This is a genomic window from Arthrobacter rhombi, assembly GCF_039526245.1.
Taxonomy (GTDB): domain Bacteria; phylum Actinomycetota; class Actinomycetes; order Actinomycetales; family Micrococcaceae; genus Arthrobacter_H; species Arthrobacter_H rhombi.
On sequence record NZ_BAAAIV010000009.1, the window covers coordinates 75,505 to 92,834 of the forward strand.

Annotated in this window: 14 protein-coding genes; 4 read left to right on the forward strand and 10 right to left on the reverse strand. The window is 68.5% G+C overall.

All coding sequences use genetic code 11. From position 1 onward, the window contains the following. Positions 1-39: 39 nt before the first annotated feature. The 6 genes from ABD088_RS07870 to benA all read right to left on the reverse strand — a co-directional run bounded on the left by ABD088_RS07870 (position 40) and on the right by benA (position 8,030). Positions 40-585, reverse strand: a complete 546-nt coding sequence (locus ABD088_RS07870; protein WP_343901281.1) for a YceI family protein — start codon at positions 583-585, stop codon at positions 40-42. Positions 586-811: 226 nt separating this feature from the next. Beyond that, complete coding sequence (locus ABD088_RS07875; RefSeq protein ID WP_343901283.1) at positions 812-3,586, reverse strand: helix-turn-helix transcriptional regulator; 2,775 nt, start codon at positions 3,584-3,586, stop codon at positions 812-814. A gap of 70 nt (positions 3,587-3,656) precedes the next feature. After that, positions 3,657-4,451: a benzoate diol dehydrogenase BenD gene (gene benD, locus ABD088_RS07880; protein ID WP_343901285.1), complete on the reverse strand. Its 795-nt coding sequence runs from the start codon at positions 4,449-4,451 to the stop codon at positions 3,657-3,659. Further along, complete coding sequence (gene benC, locus ABD088_RS07885) at positions 4,448-6,037, reverse strand: benzoate 1,2-dioxygenase electron transfer component BenC (protein ID WP_343901287.1); 1,590 nt, start codon at positions 6,035-6,037, stop codon at positions 4,448-4,450. The genes benD and benC overlap by 4 nt, the downstream gene beginning before the upstream one ends. Before the next feature lie 23 nt (positions 6,038-6,060). Continuing rightward, on the reverse strand, positions 6,061-6,597 hold the full coding sequence (gene benB / locus ABD088_RS07890; protein WP_343901289.1) for a benzoate 1,2-dioxygenase small subunit: 537 nt from the start codon (positions 6,595-6,597) through the stop codon (positions 6,061-6,063). Between the two features lie 26 nt (positions 6,598-6,623). Further along, positions 6,624-8,030, reverse strand: coding sequence for a benzoate 1,2-dioxygenase large subunit (benA, locus tag ABD088_RS07895; RefSeq protein ID WP_343901290.1), 1,407 nt, complete (start codon positions 8,028-8,030; stop codon positions 6,624-6,626). Positions 8,031-8,346: 316 nt separating this feature from the next. Here benA and ABD088_RS07900 point away from each other — a divergent pair, with 316 nt between their 5' ends. Beyond that, complete coding sequence (locus tag ABD088_RS07900) at positions 8,347-9,582, forward strand: benzoate/H(+) symporter BenE family transporter (RefSeq protein WP_343901292.1); 1,236 nt, start codon at positions 8,347-8,349, stop codon at positions 9,580-9,582. Positions 9,583-9,594: 12 nt separating this feature from the next. Here ABD088_RS07900 and ABD088_RS07905 read toward each other — a convergent pair whose 3' ends face one another. After that, the gene (locus ABD088_RS07905; RefSeq protein WP_343901294.1) at positions 9,595-11,352 is read right to left on the reverse strand and encodes an alkaline phosphatase D family protein; all 1,758 of its coding nucleotides are present in this window, start codon (positions 11,350-11,352) and stop codon (positions 9,595-9,597) included. A 214-nt stretch (positions 11,353-11,566) separates the two neighbouring features. Here ABD088_RS07905 and ABD088_RS07910 point away from each other — a divergent pair, with 214 nt between their 5' ends. Together ABD088_RS07910 and ABD088_RS07915 are read left to right on the forward strand one after the other, a co-directional pair. Continuing rightward, positions 11,567-12,997 (forward strand): aldehyde dehydrogenase family protein, encoded by a 1,431-nt coding sequence (locus tag ABD088_RS07910; RefSeq protein WP_343901295.1) that lies wholly within the window; start codon positions 11,567-11,569, stop codon positions 12,995-12,997. A gap of 10 nt (positions 12,998-13,007) precedes the next feature. After that, entirely contained in the window at positions 13,008-14,534 is a 1,527-nt protein-coding gene (locus tag ABD088_RS07915) for a GMC family oxidoreductase (protein ID WP_343901296.1), read from the forward strand. Positions 14,535-14,537: 3 nt separating this feature from the next. Here ABD088_RS07915 and ABD088_RS07920 read toward each other — a convergent pair whose 3' ends face one another. From ABD088_RS07920 to ABD088_RS07930, 3 genes are read right to left on the reverse strand one after another with little or no spacing between them, the layout of a single operon-like run. Beyond that, positions 14,538-14,819, reverse strand: a complete 282-nt coding sequence (locus ABD088_RS07920) for a YrhK family protein (RefSeq protein ID WP_343901298.1) — start codon at positions 14,817-14,819, stop codon at positions 14,538-14,540. A gap of 51 nt (positions 14,820-14,870) precedes the next feature. Continuing rightward, a complete protein-coding gene (locus ABD088_RS07925; protein ID WP_343901342.1) occupies positions 14,871-15,488 on the reverse strand; it encodes a trimeric intracellular cation channel family protein in 618 nt (205 codons plus the stop codon). A gap of 42 nt (positions 15,489-15,530) precedes the next feature. Next, positions 15,531-16,754, reverse strand: a complete 1,224-nt coding sequence (locus ABD088_RS07930) for an amidohydrolase (protein ID WP_343901299.1) — start codon at positions 16,752-16,754, stop codon at positions 15,531-15,533. A 114-nt stretch (positions 16,755-16,868) separates the two neighbouring features. Between ABD088_RS07930 and ABD088_RS07935 the strand changes: the two genes are divergently transcribed. Continuing rightward, on the forward strand, positions 16,869-17,276 hold the full coding sequence (locus ABD088_RS07935; protein ID WP_343901300.1) for an acyl-CoA thioesterase: 408 nt from the start codon (positions 16,869-16,871) through the stop codon (positions 17,274-17,276). The last annotated feature ends 54 nt before the right edge of the window (positions 17,277-17,330 follow it).

Here is a 17,330-nt window from a genome sequence, read left to right on the forward strand (position 1 = left end):
GAAGGGGAGGCGGCCGACGTCGTGTTGTTGTTGCTGGACCTAGTTGGCCGAAGGCAGGACGAACGCCGAGTCGACGTTGATGGTGACCTTGTCGCCGACCAGGACGCCGCCGGCTTCGAGGGCCGCATTCCAGGTGATGCCGAACTGCTTGCGGGAGATGTGCGTGGTGGCGGAGAAACCGGCGCGGGTGGCGCCGAACGGGTCAACGGCGACGCCGCCGAACTCGACCTTGAACTCGACCGGGAGGGTGGTCTCCTTGATGGTCAGGTTGCCCTTGAGGACGAATTCCTCGTGGTCACCTGCGGCGCCGGTGGACACGAAGGTCATCTGGGGGAACTGCTCGACGTCGAAGAAGTCGGCGCTCTTGACGTGGCCGTCGCGGTTCTCGTCATTGGAGTCGAAGGAGGCGGTCTTCACGACGGCCTCGACCTTGGAGGCCTCGAGGGACTCGCCGACCGTGAGGGTGGCGTCCGAGTCGGTGAATGCGCCGCGGACCTTGCTGATGCCTGCGTGGCGGACGGTGAATCCGACCTCGGTGTGGGCCTGATCGAGCTTCCAGGTGCCGGGGGTGAGCGTAACTGACATGTTGGACTCCTTTGCTTCTCCCCGGCGGAACCGGGAGGTTTGTATGCTTATGCATATAACTATGACACTACATGATTGAAGTGTCAAGCATTATTTTCCAGAAGATCTCCGCTGCCCTCTCGATAGCGGGTCGGCAGTGAAGGACGGCCAGCCGGTCATCACCCACCACCAGGAATTCGATGCCGTGCTGGAAGAGATGCACGACGGCGGAAACGGGCTCCCGTGGTCAGTCCCGGGGCTTTCCGGCTGCCGCCGCGTCGGCGCCGGCTTCGCGATAGCGTGCCGCGAGCTCGGTCCGTGAGCTGACGCCCAGCTTCGAGTAGATCCGGGTCAGGTGATACTGGACGGTCTTGATGCTGACGAAAAGTTCCTCGGAAGCCTGCTTGTTCGTGTTGCCCGCGGCGACCAGTTGGGCCACCGCCTGTTCCTGGGAGGTCAGCGAGGGGAGACCCTCATGGGCGGTGCGGGACATGGCCGCTCCGCACGCCTGCACTTCGCGTTCGCAACGCTTCACATAGGTGTCCGAGCCCAGGGCGGCGAACTCCTCCCGCGCCCGGGAGAGCATCGAGGCAGCCTCGCGGCGTTTGCCGGCGCGACGCAGGGTCTGCCCGTAGGCGAAATACACGCGGGCGCGTTCGTAGGGCATGTTCAGGGATGACAGGCTGCCCAGCCCCCGCTCGAAGGCCTCGGTGGCGGCGCCGATGCGTCCGCGCGCGCCGAGGATTCGGCCGCGTACGTACGAAAGCCTGGCGATCTCCGACTTCCTGCCGCGCTCGGCGGCTGCCGCCTCGTAGGGCTTCAAGAAGGCGTCTGCCTCATCCACGCGGTCCTTCATGACCAGGGCGTTGGCGTAGACATCCTGCCAGGGCCAGAACCCGGGCTCGTCGATCCCGCGTCCGTGTTGCAGGTCCAGGAGTGGCTCCAGGGCGCGGAGCACGCCGTCGTAATCCGTGGTGGCCTCCGCGACATAGGCCAGGGCCGTGCGGTAGGGCAGGACCATGATGGGATAGTTCTCCGTGTTGGCCCGGCCGGCGTTCAGATGGCTCGCGGCGAGTTCCCAGTTGCCGCGCAAGACGTGGATGCGGGTGGCGATCCCGTGAAGCAGCGGCCTGATGGTCTCCATGCCGGTGCGCTCCTGCAGCAGCACGGCCTCGTCCACGGTGCGCAACGCGGTATCCCAGTCCCCGGAATGAAAGTGGGTCTGCGCCAACCAGGCACTGGCCCAGAGCGAAATCCGGTAGGACCCGGAGCTGAAATCGGTGCACACTGCGGCCGCCAGTTCCGTCCGTGCCGCGCTGAGGCGGTCGGTGGCGAAATCGAGCCATCCCATGGACATGGACACGCGCTGCCGTTGGGCCCCCAGGTCGTCTCGACGCAGGAGTGTCGCGTAGCAGTCCGCTGCCTCGGACAGCCTGCCGGTGGCTCCCAGCCCGAGGCCGCGGATGGCCTGGGCCTCGATGTAGGCGGGGCTTCCGTCCTCGGCCAATGAGGTGGCCCGTTCGGCCCACATGACGAGGTCGACCCCGTCGAGTCGGACCAGGGAATCCAACACCCGGCGCAGGGCGATGGTCCCGGCCAGGGCCGGTTCGTGGGCGGGGCTGACGCGGCGCCAGGCCCGATCCAACTGTGTTCCCGCGTCAGCCTGCCGCCCCTGCAGGATCGAGACATACCCGGCAACTGCATCCCGGGCGGGCCCGGTGTCGTCGTTGCCGATCTCGTCGGCGTAGGTGAGGGCGCGGGGGAGCTCCCCGGCGGCAACCAGGGCATCGATGGCCTCGAGTTGCAGGGCATGGCTGGCGGACTCGCTGGGGTGCAGATGGCCCGCCGAGAGCAGCGCGTTGGCCGCTTTGGACCAGGCTCCGGCTTCGGCTTGGCTCATCGCGTACGCTTCGAGTTCCCCGGCCAGCCCCACTTCGGGCAGCAGGGCGGCCGCTGCCCGGTGGGCCAGGGCCAGGCCGGTGTCCGTCTGGAGGCCGGCCGCCATCCGGTGGAGGCCAATCCGCCGGGACAACGGCATGGAATAGTAGACCGCCGCTTGCTCCACGGTGCCGGCAAAGGAGACGGCCACGTCCCCGCCGTTGCCCACCACGCGGAGCAGGCCGTGGAGTTGGGCCGCTTCCAGGGCCGGAAGTGGATCGTCGATCCCTGCCAACGCGGTGGCCTGGACCAGCGCACTGGTTTGCCCCAGGACTGCCGCCGCCTCGACGAGGGAACGCTCCGACGTCCCCACCGTGTCCAGGCTGGCGGCAACGGCGTCGACGAGGGCCTGGGGGGCGGGTAGCAGCCCGCGCCATCTGCCCCAGGCCGCGGCGGGAACCTCCCGCAGGAGGTCCAAGACGTGCCGGGCATTTCCGGAAGTGTGCTCGGCCAGCTGGTGTGCCAGGGGAGCTGTCAACGCGACGCCCGCGCGGCGAAGGGCCACTTCGCGCACCGCTGTGCCATCGAGGGGGCCCAGCACCAGACGGGTGGAACCGAGGCTTTCGATCACGTCGCGGATGGCTGGCGGGAGTCGATGGTGTTGCCCGGAGCGCAGGGCGAGGATCACGAGCAGCTTCTCGGCGTGGAGGTTCCGCGTCACGCAGGTCAGGGCTTCGAGGCTGGCCCGATCCGCCCACTGGAGGGAGTCGACCCACAGGACGGATGCGGCGCCGTCTGCTGGGGCCCGGAGCTTGTCCAGGACCAGGTGGGCGGCCTCATGGGCGCGGCCCGTTGCCGCCAGCCGGCCGGCCTCGGCATCGAGTTGGGCCAGCAGTCCGCCGGGTTCCTCCGCCTGCCCCACTGCACCGTGGGCGCTCAGGTGGCGGAGCCCGGGTGGTGATGCGAGGAATGCCTCGACCAGGGCCGTTGCGCCGCTGCCCTCGGGCCCGGAGACGATGGCCACACGGGGCAGGCCGGCGGTCGCCTCGGCCAACAACCCCGCCAACGCCGCAAGCTCCGGACCACGGGCAATGAGTCCGTGCTCCGGAGCCTGGGCGACGCCGTCGTGTTCTTGATGGTCCATGACCTGCCAGCTTACTGTGTGCTGCGCGTCCCACCCGGGGGTGTGACGGCGCCGCCAGCCCCTGAGGGGGTCAGCCCAGATCGCCGCCGGCGACCGGCAGGACGCTACCGGTGATGTTCGATGCCTCTTCGGAAGCGAGGAACACAATCGGGGCGGCCTGTTCGTCCAGGGTGCCGTAGCGCTTGAGCAGCGACGAATTGATGGTCTGGTCGATGTGGGCCTGGTGCCAGGCCTGTTCGACGTCGTTCTGCGGTGTCGGCGTTCCCCGCGGGATCTTGCGTGGGGGCGCCTCGGTGCCCCCGGGGGCGGTGGCGACCACCCGGATGCCGTGGTCGGCGTACTCCATCGCCAATGAGGCCGTGAGTGCATTCACCGCACCCTTTGCCGCACTGTAGGGAATGCGGTGGATGCCGCGCGTTGCCGCGCTGGAAACGTTGACGATCACGCCCGAACCCTGCAGGACCAGCTGGGGCAGCACCGCGCGGCAGGCGTACAGGGTCGTCATCAGCGAACGGTCGATCTCCGCCCGGATCTGGGTGTCGGTGAACTCCGTGAACGGCTTGAAGTTGATGGCGCCACCCACGTTGTTGACCAGCACATCGACGCGGCCGAATTCCTCCACCGCAGCGGAGACGGCGGCCTCGGCCCCGGAGTAGGACTCCAGGTCCGCGGTCACGCTGAGGACCCGGGCCCCGGAGGAGCGCAGTTGCCCGGCCGTCTCGTGGGCCAGCTCGGCTCGGTCGACGAGGACCACCGAGCCGCCTTCGGAGGCGACCCTGCCGGCAACGGCACTGCCGATCCCCTGGGCGGCACCGGTGACCACGACGACCTTGCCATCGAAACGGCCCGGATGGAACGTGCTCATGCGCTCACGCCGTGGGCTGAGGAGCCCTCCATCGCGGCGCGCATCGTGGCCTTGGCATGCTCGTTGTGCGCGATGATGCAGGTGCGGGCTGCCGCCTGGTCCCCGCGCTCGAAGGCATCAACCAGTTCCAGGTGGTCGTCCGCGACGGCACCGTCGACCCAGTTGCCGTTCTTCAGGACGTCGTCCATCATTCCCTGCACGCCCAGACGGGAGTAGGCCTCGCGCAGGAACCGGTTGCCGGTGCTGGCGAAGAGGAAATCGTGGAACGCCGCGTTGGAGGCGGTGAACCCCTGGGCGTCGACGAAACGCTCGTCGCCCAGCGAGGTGCCGGCCAGTTCGGCCAGGATCCGGTACTCGGAGAGCTGGCCCTCGGTGAGCCGGTTCATCATCAGCTCCATCGCCCCCAGTTCCAGGGCCATGCGGGCGTCGAACTCGGCTTCGACCGTGGCGTGTTCCTCGCCGATCTCGTATTCGGCCGCCTGCGGAGCTGTGGTCTCGGCGGCTGCCTCGGCGGCGGGTGCCTCGCTGGGCGCCGGTTCCGCTGCCGGCGCGGCTTCCGCCTCGGCCGCGGCAGCAGCAGGGACAGCCAGTGCGAACTTCTCGTAGTAGAAGTTCACCGGGCTGATGCCCTCTGCCGTGAGGTGCTTGCGCACGCCCTCGACCATGGGAGGCGGGCCGCAGAGGTAGATGTCGACATCGCCGTCGTTCAGATGTGCGGGCTGGAAGTGGTTGGTGACGTAGCCCTTCTTCTCGGCGGCACTCTCCGGGTCCCCGACGACCACGTCGAAGGTGAAACCGTCGATCCGGGAGGCATAGTCCTCCAGGACGTCGACCTCCACCAGGTCCATGTCCGAGGTGACGCCGTAGATGAGGTGCACGGGGTGGTCCGTGGTCTCGGCTGACATCTTCTCCAACATCGACAGCAGCGGGGCCAACCCGGTGCCGCCGGCCAGCAGCAGTGCGGGACGCTTGATCTCGCGCATGAAGAAGCTGCCCATGGGGCCGGTCAAGGTGAGCTTGTCGCCCTCCTTCGCGGTGTCGCGCAGGTAGGAGGACATGACGCCCTTGTCGGTGATGCGGATCAGGAACGAGAGCGTATCGGCGGTGGGGCCGGAACTGAACGAGTAGGAACGCTCCTGGTCGGTTCCGGGGACCGAGACGTTGACGTACTGGCCGGGCAGGAACGCCAGCGCGTCGCGGTTCTCGATGGAGACGTCGAACCCGTACGTGGTGTCGGAGAGGCGGCGGATCCGCTGCAGGGTGGCCTCGAAGACGCCGGCTGCGGTCTTGGCGACGTCCGACGTGGTGGGGATCTGCAGGACCAGGTCGGACTCGGGGACCATCTGGCACGGCAGGGCGTATCCGGCCTCTGCCTCCTCGTCGGTGAGGGCGTCCTCGATGTAGTCACCGCCGTCGTACTTTCCGGATTCGCAGAAGGACTTGCAGGTACCGCACGCGCCATCGCGGCAGTCCAGGGGGATGTTGATGCGTGCCTTGTAGGAGGCGTCGGCAACGGTTTCGTTCGGCCCGCATTTGATGAAGCGGGTGATCCCGTCCTCAAAGCTCAGGGCAACCTGGTAGGTCATGGAAATGCTCCTTTTCAGGCGGATCAGATGTGGTAGATGTCCACGACGTGGTGGATGAAGTCGTTCTTCAGGACGACCTTCTTCTTCAGGATCAGCGGCTGCGTCCCGGACAGGTCGATCGTGTAGAACGACGTACCGAAGTAGGTGTCCACGTTGTCGTAGCGGAAGTAGAGGGTGAACCAGTTGAAACGGACGTCCACCTGGTCACCGCGGTGCTCGACGATCTCCACGTTGGAGATGTTGTGGCCGGTGCGCGGCTCGGGGATGCTGGTCGCCGAGGAACGGTCGGTGCGGATGCGGAACACCCGGTCCTCGAGGCCGCCACGGTTGGAGTAGTAGATCAACGAGATCTCGCGCTGCGGATCCTCGGTGAGGGTGCCGTTGTCATCCCACGCCGGCATCCAGAATTCGGCATCCGGGTGGTAGCAATCCACCCATTGTTCGAATTCCCGGTCGTCCAGGAAGCGTGCCTCGCGGTAGAGGAACTGGCTGATGCGATGCAGCTCGGTGATGTGCTGCTCGTCGGTCAGTGCGGGTGCCGACGTATCGGTGGTGGTCATGCTCATGGTCCTTTCGTCGTCCGGCTCTAGTGGCCGCAGCCGGTGGTGGGCTCGGCGGCCGGGCAGGCGGGGCCCTGCGCCGCTTCGCGCTCCTCGGCGGCAACCGCCGCGCGCATTTCCTGGGCCCAGTAGTTGTGCTGGACGGGGTAGAGGCCCTCGTCTTCGGTCATGGCACCGCTGGAGATCGGGTTGATGCCGAGGCCCTTGGCCGTCTCGTCCGGCCCGTTGAGCTGGTGGGCGACACCGCGGCTCATGTCATTCCACGGGGCCTTCTTGGCCATGTAGGTCTTCTGGCAGGAGCGGAATTCCTCCAGGTCATCCGGGGTGGCCATGCCGGAGGCGTTGAAGAAGTCCTCGTACTGGCGGATGCGGTTGGCGCGGGAGGCGTCGGACTCGCCCTTGGGGGCGATGCAGTAGATGGTGACCTCGGTCTTGTCCACGGCGATCGGCCGGAAGTGGCGGATCTGCGAGGAGAACTGGTCCATCAGGTACACGTTCGGGTACAGGCACAGGTTGCGCGAGGCGCCGACCATGAACTCGGCCTTCTTCTCGCCGAACTCCTGCTTCCACTCATCCAGCTGGCCGTAGTTCGGGCGGTCCTGCGGGTTGCCCCACCACATCCACAGCAGCAGGTGGCCGTGGTCGAAGGAGTAGTAGCCGCCACCCTGCTTGCCCCAGGTGCCGGCGTCCATGGCCTTGGTCTCGTTGGCTGATTCGCCGCTGGAACGACGGGCGGTCGTGGCCGCGTAGTTCCAGTGGGTTGCCGAGACGTGGTAGCCGTCGGCGCCGTTCTCGGCCTGGACCTTCCAGTTGCCGTCATAGGTGTAAGTGGACGAACCGCGCAGCACCTCCAGGCCCTCGGGGGACTGGTCGACGGTCATGTCGATGATCTTGGTGGCGTCCCCGAGGTGCTCCTCGAGGGGCTTGACGTCGGCGTTAAGCGAGCCGAAGAGGAAACCGCGGTAGCTCTCGAAGCGGGCGACCTTGGTCAGGTCGTGGGAGCCTTCCTTGTTGAACTGCTCCGGGTAGCCGCCGGTGCGCGAGTCCTTGACCTTGAGCAGCTTGCCGTCGTTGCGGAACGTCCAGCCGTGGAAGGGGCAGGTGAAGTTCTTGCGGTTGTCCGTCTTCTTGCGGCACAGCATGGCACCGCGGTGGCTGCAGGCGTTGATGAGGCAGTTGAGCTCGCCGTCCTTGCCGCGCGAGATGACCACGGGGGAGCGGCCGATGTAGGTGGTGAAGTAGTCGCCGACCTCGGGGATCTGCGATTCGTGGGCCAGATAGACCCAGTTGCCCTCGAAGATGTGCTTCATCTCGAGCTCGAAGATCTCCTCGTCGGTGAAGATCTCGCGCTTGGTCCGGTGGATGCCCTCCTCCGGGATTTCGACAACGGCGTCCTGGAGTCGCCGGCTGACCTGCTCGAGGGTTTCTGTCATCGTGTTCTCCTATGCTCCGCATGGGCGTCCTTGCCCCGGGCCGACCATTCGGTCGGTTCACGTCATCCATACATGCTGCCAGCGTGTGTGGCCGGTCACACTAGGTGTCTGCCTAGGGTTGGCCTAGGGGGGTATTGAGAGGCCGCAGGTCCGAATTTGACCGAAATGGGTACTTGTTTCCCGAGTGCTGTGGACCGTAGCGTGGTCAGCCGTGGCGCATCCCCTGCGGATGGCCCGATTCCTCCCCTTGCAGCGACCGATGACGGATGTCCCGTACTCTCGCGCCCCCCTCGATCCCCTGGAAGGCCGGACGCCGATGACGTCGACCAGCACTGCCACCCGCCGCCGAGATCACCGCCGACCCCGTTGGGCCGATGTATCGCTCTCCGCGGTGGTCGCCGGGCTGATTGCCGTCGCCGTCTCCTACGCGGGCCCACTGCTGGTGGTTCTCAATGCCGCCCGGAATGCCGAATTGACGCCGGAACAGACCTCTTCGTGGGTCTGGGCGATCTCCGTGGGCAGCGGGGTGGTGTGTGTGCTGCTGAGCCTGTTCACCCGCCAGCCCGTGGTGGTGGCCTGGTCCGTTCCGGGAGCCGCGTTGCTGTTGGCCGCCTTGGGGAACTACACCTACTCCGACGCCGTGGGTGCCTTCATCGTCGCCGGGATGCTGGCCCTGGTACTGGGCGTGACCGGTTGGTTCGGCAAGCTGCTGGCCAGCGTCCCGGGCCCGATCCTCGCGGCAGTGCTGGCCGGCGTCCTGCTGCCCTTCGTGCTCAAGGTGGCCGGCGCGGTCGTCGACGCCCCGTTGGTCGCCGGAGGCGTGGTCGTCGCCTACCTGCTGGGGCGCCGGTTCATGCCGAAGTACGCCGTCTTGTTGGCCCTGCTCGCCGGGGTGCTGCTGGTCCTGGTCTCCGGGCAGGGCTCGACCCCTCAGATGGGCCTGGAGCTCTCCGGACCGGTGTGGACGACACCGACGTTCAGCCTCCCTGCCGTCATGGGCATCTCGATCCCGCTGCTCATCGTCACCATGGCCGGCCAGAACGGTCCGGGCCTGGCGATGATGCACGCCAACGGCTACGCGGCCAACGACCGGCTCCTGCTGGGTGGCTCGGCCGCGGCGTCCATCGTCTTCGCCCCGTTCGGCGCCCACTCCATCAACCTGGCGGCCATCACCGCGGGCATCTGCACCGGGCGTGAGGCCCACGAGGACCCCACCCGCCGCTACGTCGCCGGGATCTCCTGCGGGATCTTCTACCTGGTGTTCGGCATGATCAGCGGGACCGTGGTCGCCCTGCTGGCCGCCGTGCCGACCGAACTGATCACTGCCATGGCCGGCGTGGCCCTGATCGGCGCGTTGCAGGTGTCCTTCTCCGACACGATGGCCGACGCCCGGACGAACCCCGCAGCCGTCGAGGCCGCCCTGATCACCTTGGCGATCACCGCCTCCGGGGTCGCACCGTGGGGGATCGTGGCGCCTTTCTGGGGTTTCCTGGGCGGAGCTGCCGCCTACCTGGTGCTGCGCCAGACCCGCCAGGCGCGCGCCCTCCGCTAGCGGCTGGCCGCCTCAGCGGCGGCGCGGGAGCGTACGCAGCAACGAGTCCAACCGGCGGCGCATCCGGGTCATCGCGGACGGCCGGGTGGTGGTGCCATCGGCGTTCCGGGGGCCCACCGTGATCTCGGCGACCTGCTCCAGCCGGGGTGCCCCGCCGTCGTCGTTCTCCACCACACCGCGGGACCAGCCGATGCGCAGCCCCTGCCCGGCATCCTCGAGCACCGCCAGGTTGTTGTCGAACCAGGGCCCCCGGATCTTCGCCCAGTTGAAGGGCGGAGGCGGAACCCCGGCGGACCGGGCCAGCAGGGAGCCGAAGAGCCGTGCGGGCCCGTAGGCCATCGAGGAGACGAAAACGCGCAGTGCCGGGGGCATCGGATTGCGCATGGGGGAGCAGACGGCCTGGATGATCCGGCTGCCGCTGTGCCGTTCCACCTCGGCCACGTAGGAGAAGTGCACGTCCCCGGAGAGGAACGTGATCGTCTCCGGGGCGGGGCCGCGCTTGCCGTCGGCGGTGTCCGTCACCAGGCGGGCCATGTGGCGGAAGCTGCGTTGGAAGGCGGCCCAATGTTCCAGGTCGACCGCCTGGCGGATGGTTTCGCCGATCCGGGACCAGGTGCGGCCCCAGGCGCCTTCGGAGATGGCCTCGTCCCACGATTCGACGTGGTGCAGGCCCTTGGGCAGCAGGTAGGGCAGGGACGTGCCAATCAGCAGGTGGCGGAAGCCGCCGTGGAGGCGCTCGTCCACCCACGTCATTTCGTCGTCGTCCAGCAGGGAGCGGGACCCGGGATCCAGTTGGCGGGCAGCACGGGAGTCCACCACCAGCAGGCGCACATCGTCGATGTCGCGGCAGTAGCTCCAGCGGTAGGTGGTGGGGTCCTGGTCGGCGCGGTCCGCGAAGGCGTCGAGGTCCTCGCTGAGGTCCAGTTCGCCGTCGCCGCGGTGTGCGGCGATGCGCTGCCACAACGGATCCGCCGCCCGTTCAGCCCGGGAGAGGTTGCCCAGATGCTGGTGGACCCAGTAGCTGCCGAGCCCGGCGACGATCCGGCCGTGCCACCAGCTGGTCTGCTCCATCTGCCGGCGCCACGACCGCGAGGAGTTCCAGTCGTCGCGGATGTCGTGGTCATCGAAGATCATCGCCGTCGGCAGGGTGGAGAACAGCCAGCGGATCGCCGGATCCGACCAGGCCAGCCCGTAGAGGTGGGCGTACTCCTCATAGTCGCGCAGTTCGGCACCGGGCGGTTCGTTGATGTCGCGGCGGCTGCGGATGAACTCCTGCATGGCGTCGCTGGTGATGTCGGCATAGACCTGGTCCCCGAGCAGGACTGCCAGGCCGGGCCACTGGGGATCCCGGCTGCCGGCCATGTGGAGGGCGTAGGAGCGCAACGCGTCCACGCCGTGCTCGCGGTTGCCGGCGGCGTCGTGGGGGACGCTGGTCCGGCAGGACCCGAAGGCCATCCGCAGCGGGGTGCCCGTGGCGTGCGTGCGGATGACCGAGGGCGGGAACCCGGCGGATTCGGGCCACACCGGGTGGCCATCGACGCTGACCCGGTACTCCAGCTCGGCGCCTTCCGGCAGCCCCTCGAGGGTGACCAGGGCGTAATGGTGGCCGTGGACCCCGAACGTGCGGGCCGTCCAGATGCCCGCCTCCGTTTCGACGGCCACGGTGCCGGCGCGGCTGGTCTCGACCCAGATGCTGGCGCCGGTCTCCTCCACATGGCGGAGCATCGGACCCAGCAGCAGGGTGGGGATCGCGGTGGCCTCGGGTTCCATGGGCAGTCCTCCTGGGGTGGGGCATCGGGGCATCGTCGAACGGCGCACTGCCATCGTACGGCCCACCAGCCCCCTGCCCCGGGCGGAGCCCCCGCGGCGCTGGAAGACAAGCCCGCTGCAGCCAAAGACAAGCCACCCGGACGTGAACTACGGCACAGTGGATCCCAGTGACCCCGCGCCGCCACCCGGCGACGCCCAGCACCAAGGAGCAGGCATGTCAACGCAACCGGCCACCGCAGCAGCCACCTACCGGGACCTCCTGGCCCGCATCGCACCGCAGGGCGACTCCCGCCCCATCAACGATCCGGCCACCGGCGAGGAGGTCGGCCGCGCCCCCGTGCACACCACCGAGGACCTGGACGCCGCGGTCTCCGCGGCCCGTGCCGCGCAGCCAGCGTGGGGCGCCCTCTCCCACGCCGAACGCAGCGGTTATCTCAACCAGGCGGCCGACGCCGTGGAGGCCAACGCCGAGGCGCTCGCCGAACTGCTCTCCCGCGAGCAGGGCAAACCGTTGAACGGGCCCAACGCCCGCTTCGAGGTCGGTGCCTGCTCGGCCTGGCTGCGCGCCACCGCCGCCTTCGAACTGGAACCCGACGTCGTGGTCGACGACGGTGAATCCCATGCGGCCATCCACTACCGCCCGCTCGGCGTGGTCGGGGCCATCGGCCCGTGGAACTGGCCGATGATGATCTCCGTCTGGCAGATCGCCCCGTCGCTGCGCATGGGCAACACCGTGGTCCTCAAGCCCAGCGAATACACCCCGCTCTCCGTGCTGGCCCTGGGAGCCGTCCTCAACGACGTCCTGCCGGCCGGCCTGCTGCACGTGGTCTCCGGCGGCCGCGACGTCGGCGAGGCGCTCTCGGCGCATCCGGGGATCGACAAGATCATGTTCACCGGCTCCACCGCCACCGGCAAGGCGATCATCCGCTCCTCCGCCGACACGGTGAAGCGGCTGACCCTGGAGCTCGGCGGCAACGACGCCGGCATCGTCCTGGACGACGCGGACCCGCAGGCCATCGCCGAGGACCTGTTCTGGGGTGCCTTCATCAACACCGGGCAGACCTGCGCGGCGCTCAAACGCCTCTACGTCCCGGATGCCCTCTACGAGCAGGTCTGCGACGCCCTGGTGGAGATGGCGGCGAAGATGCCCATGGGCAACGGCCTCGACGAGGCCAACGTGCTGGGCCCGCTGCAGAACCAGGCCCAGTACGACATCGTCGCGCGGCTCGTCGAGGCGGCCAAATCCTCCGGTGCCCGCGTGCTCACCGGTGGCAACCCGGACGCCTCGGCTCCGGGCTACTTCTACCCGACCACGCTGGTCGCCGACATCGACAACGACAACCCGCTGGTCGCCCAGGAACAGTTCGGCCCGGCCCTGCCGATCATCCGCTATACCGATCTGGAGGACGCGATCGCCATGGCCAACGGGCTCGACGTCGGCCTCGGCGCCTCCGTCTGGTCCGCCGACCCGGCCCGCGCCCGCGAGGTCGCGGCCCGCATCGAGGCCGGCACGGTCTGGATCAACAAGCACGGTGCGGTGGATCCGCGCATCCCGTTCGGCGGGGCCAAGCAGTCGGGCTACGGGCTGGAATTCGGTGTCGCCGGGCTCAAGGCCCTGGGCACCCCGCAGGTCATCGCCGGTTAGGGGACAACACATGGAACAGCAGGACTTCGACTACCTCATCGTCGGCGCCGGATCGGCCGGCAACGTCATCGCCCGCCGCCTGCTCGACGCCGGCCACCGCGTCGCGGTACTGGAGGCCGGCGGGCAGGACACCAACCCCGACATCGCCAACGTCTGCACCCTCGGCGCCCTGTGGCACAGCGAGCAGGACTGGGACTACTACACGCTCCCGCAGGCCGGCGCCTCGGGACGGCGCATCCATCTGCCGCGCGGCAAGGTCATGGGCGGATCCCACGCCCTGAACGCCACCATCTGGGTCCGCGGCGCCCGGGCCGACTACGACACCTGGGCCTACCTCGGCTGCCCCGGCTGGGCCTGGGAGGACGTGCTGCCGCTCTTCCGCACGATCGAGGACTACGACGGCGGTGCCTCGGACACGCGCGGTGCCGGCGGTCTGCTCGATGTCACCAGTGGCTACGAGCACCACCCGATCCAGGACGCCATGCTCGCCGGCGCCGTCGAAACCGGGTTCACACTCAACGAGGACTACAACTCCGGGGACCCCGAAGGCGTGTCACGGATGCAGCTCAACGTGCGCGACGGCGGCCGCTTCAACACCTGGCACGCCTACCTGCGGCCCGTGATGGACCACCCCCGCCTCACCCTGCTCACCGGTGCCCACGTGCGCCGTCTGGTCATCGAGGACGGGCGGGTCACCGGCGTCGAGGTGGAGCACGACGGCGGCACGCGGGTCATGCGCGCCACCGAGACCATCCTCGCCGCGGGGGCCATCAACTCGCCCGAACTGCTGCTGCGCTCGGGCATCGGCCCCACCGACGAGCTGGCCGCTGTGGGAGTCGAAGCAGTCCACGATCTGCCCGGGGTGGGCAAGAACCTGCAGGACCACATGCTGGCCCCGGTCATCTTCTCCACCGACGAACCACTGGACGCGCCGACCGTCGCGCCGGCGGAGGTCCACCTCTTCGCCAAGTCCCGCCCGGACCTGCCGGTGCCCGATACCCAGCCGATCTTCTTCTCGGTGCCCATGTATTCGCAGGACTACGCCGGTGGGGAGATGAGTGGTGCAGAGGGTGGGTTCTCGATGCTCGGCGGGCTGGTCCGCCCCGCCAGCCGCGGCGAAATCCGCCTGACCGGCCCGGCGGCCAGCGATCCGATCAGCATCGACCTGCGGGCGTTGTCCGAACAGTCCGATGTGGATGCGCTGGTGGCCTCGGTGCAACACTGCCGGGCGATCGGCCGCTCACCGGCGCTGGCCGCGTGGGGTGCCACCGAGGTGTATCCCGGCCCCGATATCGCCGACGAGGACCTAGAGCAGTACGTCCGCGATTCGGTGGTGACCTATCACCACCAGGTCGGCACCTGCCGCATGGGCCTGGACGCCGGCTCCGTGGTGGACCCCCGGACGTTGAAGGTCCACGGGCTGGAGGGCTTGCGGATCGCCGACGCGTCGATCATGCCGCTGGTGCCCACGGGCAACACCAACGCCCCCTCGGTGATGATCGGGGAGAAGGCCGCCCAGCTGCTGGCGGGCGGCTGAGCCTCACCAGTCCCTGCCGCGCTTGGCCAGCAGCTGGAGCTTGTCCAGCCGGGCCATGCGCACCTCGCGGACCAGGCGCAGGGTCGGCTTCAGGGCGAAGCAGACGGAGCCGACCAGGAAGCACCAGGTCCCCGGGATCATCAGCGCATCGGAGAAGAACATGATGCTGCCGACGATGAACAGGGCGGCGGCGGAGAAGTCCACCACCGTGTAGGCGATCTCGAACGAGGCGTAGAGCCGTTGGTGTTCCTCGGACTTGTTGCGTTTATCGGGCGTGAAGATCATGGTGCTCTCCTGGTGGGTGGGGGCCTGGTCACAGCATCCCACTGGTGGCCGTCAGGGGCGGCTTCTGCCGATCCCGGAGGCCAATGGAACCCGCAACCCCAGGCGCAGCGACAACACCCGGGTCCCGAACACCACGGCGGCCACGGCGGTCCCCGTCACCGGGTTCAGCCAGCCGATGACCCAGAGCCCCGAGGTCAGGGCGGCACCGACCATGGCCGGGATCGCGTAGACGCCGCGGGGGTTGAACACCTGGGGGATCTCATTGGAGACGACGTCGCGCAGGATGCCCCCGCCCACCGCGGTCGTCAGTCCCAGGAGCGCGGACGTCACCGCGCCCATCCCCGATTCCAGGGCGGTGAGCGTCCCGGTGACGCAGAACAGTGCCAGCCCGCCGGCGTCGAAGATCATCAGCGTCCGGCGCAACCGGCGCACGCCGAAGAGGTGGAAGTACACGGCCAGCACCGCCAGCACCGGTGGCACCAGGTAGATCGGGGACTGGAACGCCTTCGGCACTCCCTGGTCGATCACCACGTCCCGGATGACCCCGCCGCCGAGGCCGACCAGGGAGGCCAACATGACCGAGCCGACCACGTCGAAGTCGCGACGGGCGGCCAGCAGCGAACCGGAGACCGCGAAGAAGAACACCCCGAGCAGGTCCAGCAGGAGCATGAGGTTCACGGGCGGTGGCGCCCCTTTCGGGTGTGCATCGGATCAGGCAGCCGTGCCGACGCGGGACAGCAGCGCTGCCACGGCGGCCCGGGTCCCGGTTTCCAGGGTCGGTTCCATGACGGGGGCGAATTGGGGGGAGTGGTTGACCGGGAACTCACCGGCATCCATCGTCTCCTGCGTGTAGGCCCCGAAGAACCAGAAGACCGACGGCACGTCGATCGCCGCGGACAGCGCCCCGAAGTCCTCCGAGGCCATGGCCGGTTCCCCCTCGATGACGGCGGCGTCCCCGAGCTCGGCCCGCAGTGCGTCGGCGAGGGCATCCGTTGCCTTGGCGTCGTTGTGGTTCGGCGGGTAGACGGTGAGGACCTCGATGTCGGGTTCCGGGGCGTTGGAGGCAGCGGCCTCGGCGGAGATGATGCGGCGCAGGGCGGCCAGGATCTGGTCGCGGACGTCTTCGTCGAAGGTGCGCACGTTGAGCGTGAACTCGGCGGTGTCCGGGATGATGTTCTCCTTCAGCCCGCCGCGGAAGGTGCCGATGGTGACGACGGCGGCGCGGCGCGGGTCGACCTCGCGGGAGACGATGGTCTGGATCCGGGTGATGGTCGCGGCACCGAGCACGATGGGATCGATCGAATCCTGTGGTTGCGAGCCGTGCGACTGGCGCCCGTGCAGGGTGACCTTCCACGAGTCGGCCTGCGTCATCGGGTGCCCGTGCACGTAGGAGACCGTTCCGGCCAGGCCGGGCATCACATGCTGGCCGAATACGACCTCCGGCTTCGGGGCCTTGTCCCACAGCCCGTCCTCGACCATCGCCTTGGCCCCGGCAGCGGTTTCCTCGCCCGGCTGGAAGATGAAGACGATGGTGCCGGACCACGCGTCGGTGGAGGCTGCGAGGATGCGGGCCGCGGCCAGCAGGGAGGCGGCGTGGGAATCGTGCCCGCAACCGTGCATCACCGGGACGTCGGTGCCGTCCTCGAGGGTGCCGCTGGCGGTGCTGGCGTAGGGCAGTCCGGTGTCCTCGCGGATCGGCAGGGCGTCGATGTCGGCGCGGAAGGCGACCGTGGGTCCCTCGCCGTTGCGCAGCACCCCGATGACTCCGGTGCCGCCGCAGCGCTGGGGCTCGATGCCGAACGACGTCAGTTCCTTCTCGATGGTCTCCGCCGTGCGGTGTTCCTGCATGGAGAGTTCCGGATGCTCATGGAATTGCTGGTAGATCCCGTGGAGGTATGCGCGGTGGTTGTCGGTGAGAAGATCGGCTGCTGACATGTTCGACTCCTAGGGTTTCGACACCGGTCCCGGTTGCAACGGCCCCGGTCGCCACCCACCCGGAGAGTGGCGGCGTGTTCATCGTAACAACGGCCGCGCCGATAGGATCCGGTCATGAGTTCCCTCGACTTCACCATTGCCCTGCGCTGGTCAGACCAAGACGCCAACGGCCACCTGAACCATGCCCGCATCGTCACCCTCATGGAGGAGGCGCGCGTGCGGTGGACCCGGACCGGCGAGGGCTTCGGGACGTTGCTGGCCGGCGTCGTCGTTGCCTCGCTGAAGGTGGACTACCTGGCCCAGGCCGAGTACGTGCCGGAGATGACGCTGAGCCTGGGCGTGGAGCGCATCGGGACCAAGTCCTTCACGCTGCGCCACACCGGCATCCAGGGTGGGACCACGGTCTTCGTCGGTACCACGGTGATTGTGCCGTTGGGTCAGGACCGCACCAGCTCGCGGGCCCTGGACGACGACGAACGCCGGGCCCTGGAGCGCAACCTCCTGGAGGAGGCCCAGGCCTGAATCCGCCCGGGATCCGCCCCGCACCAACGGGTGCATCCGGGCCGCGCGGGACTA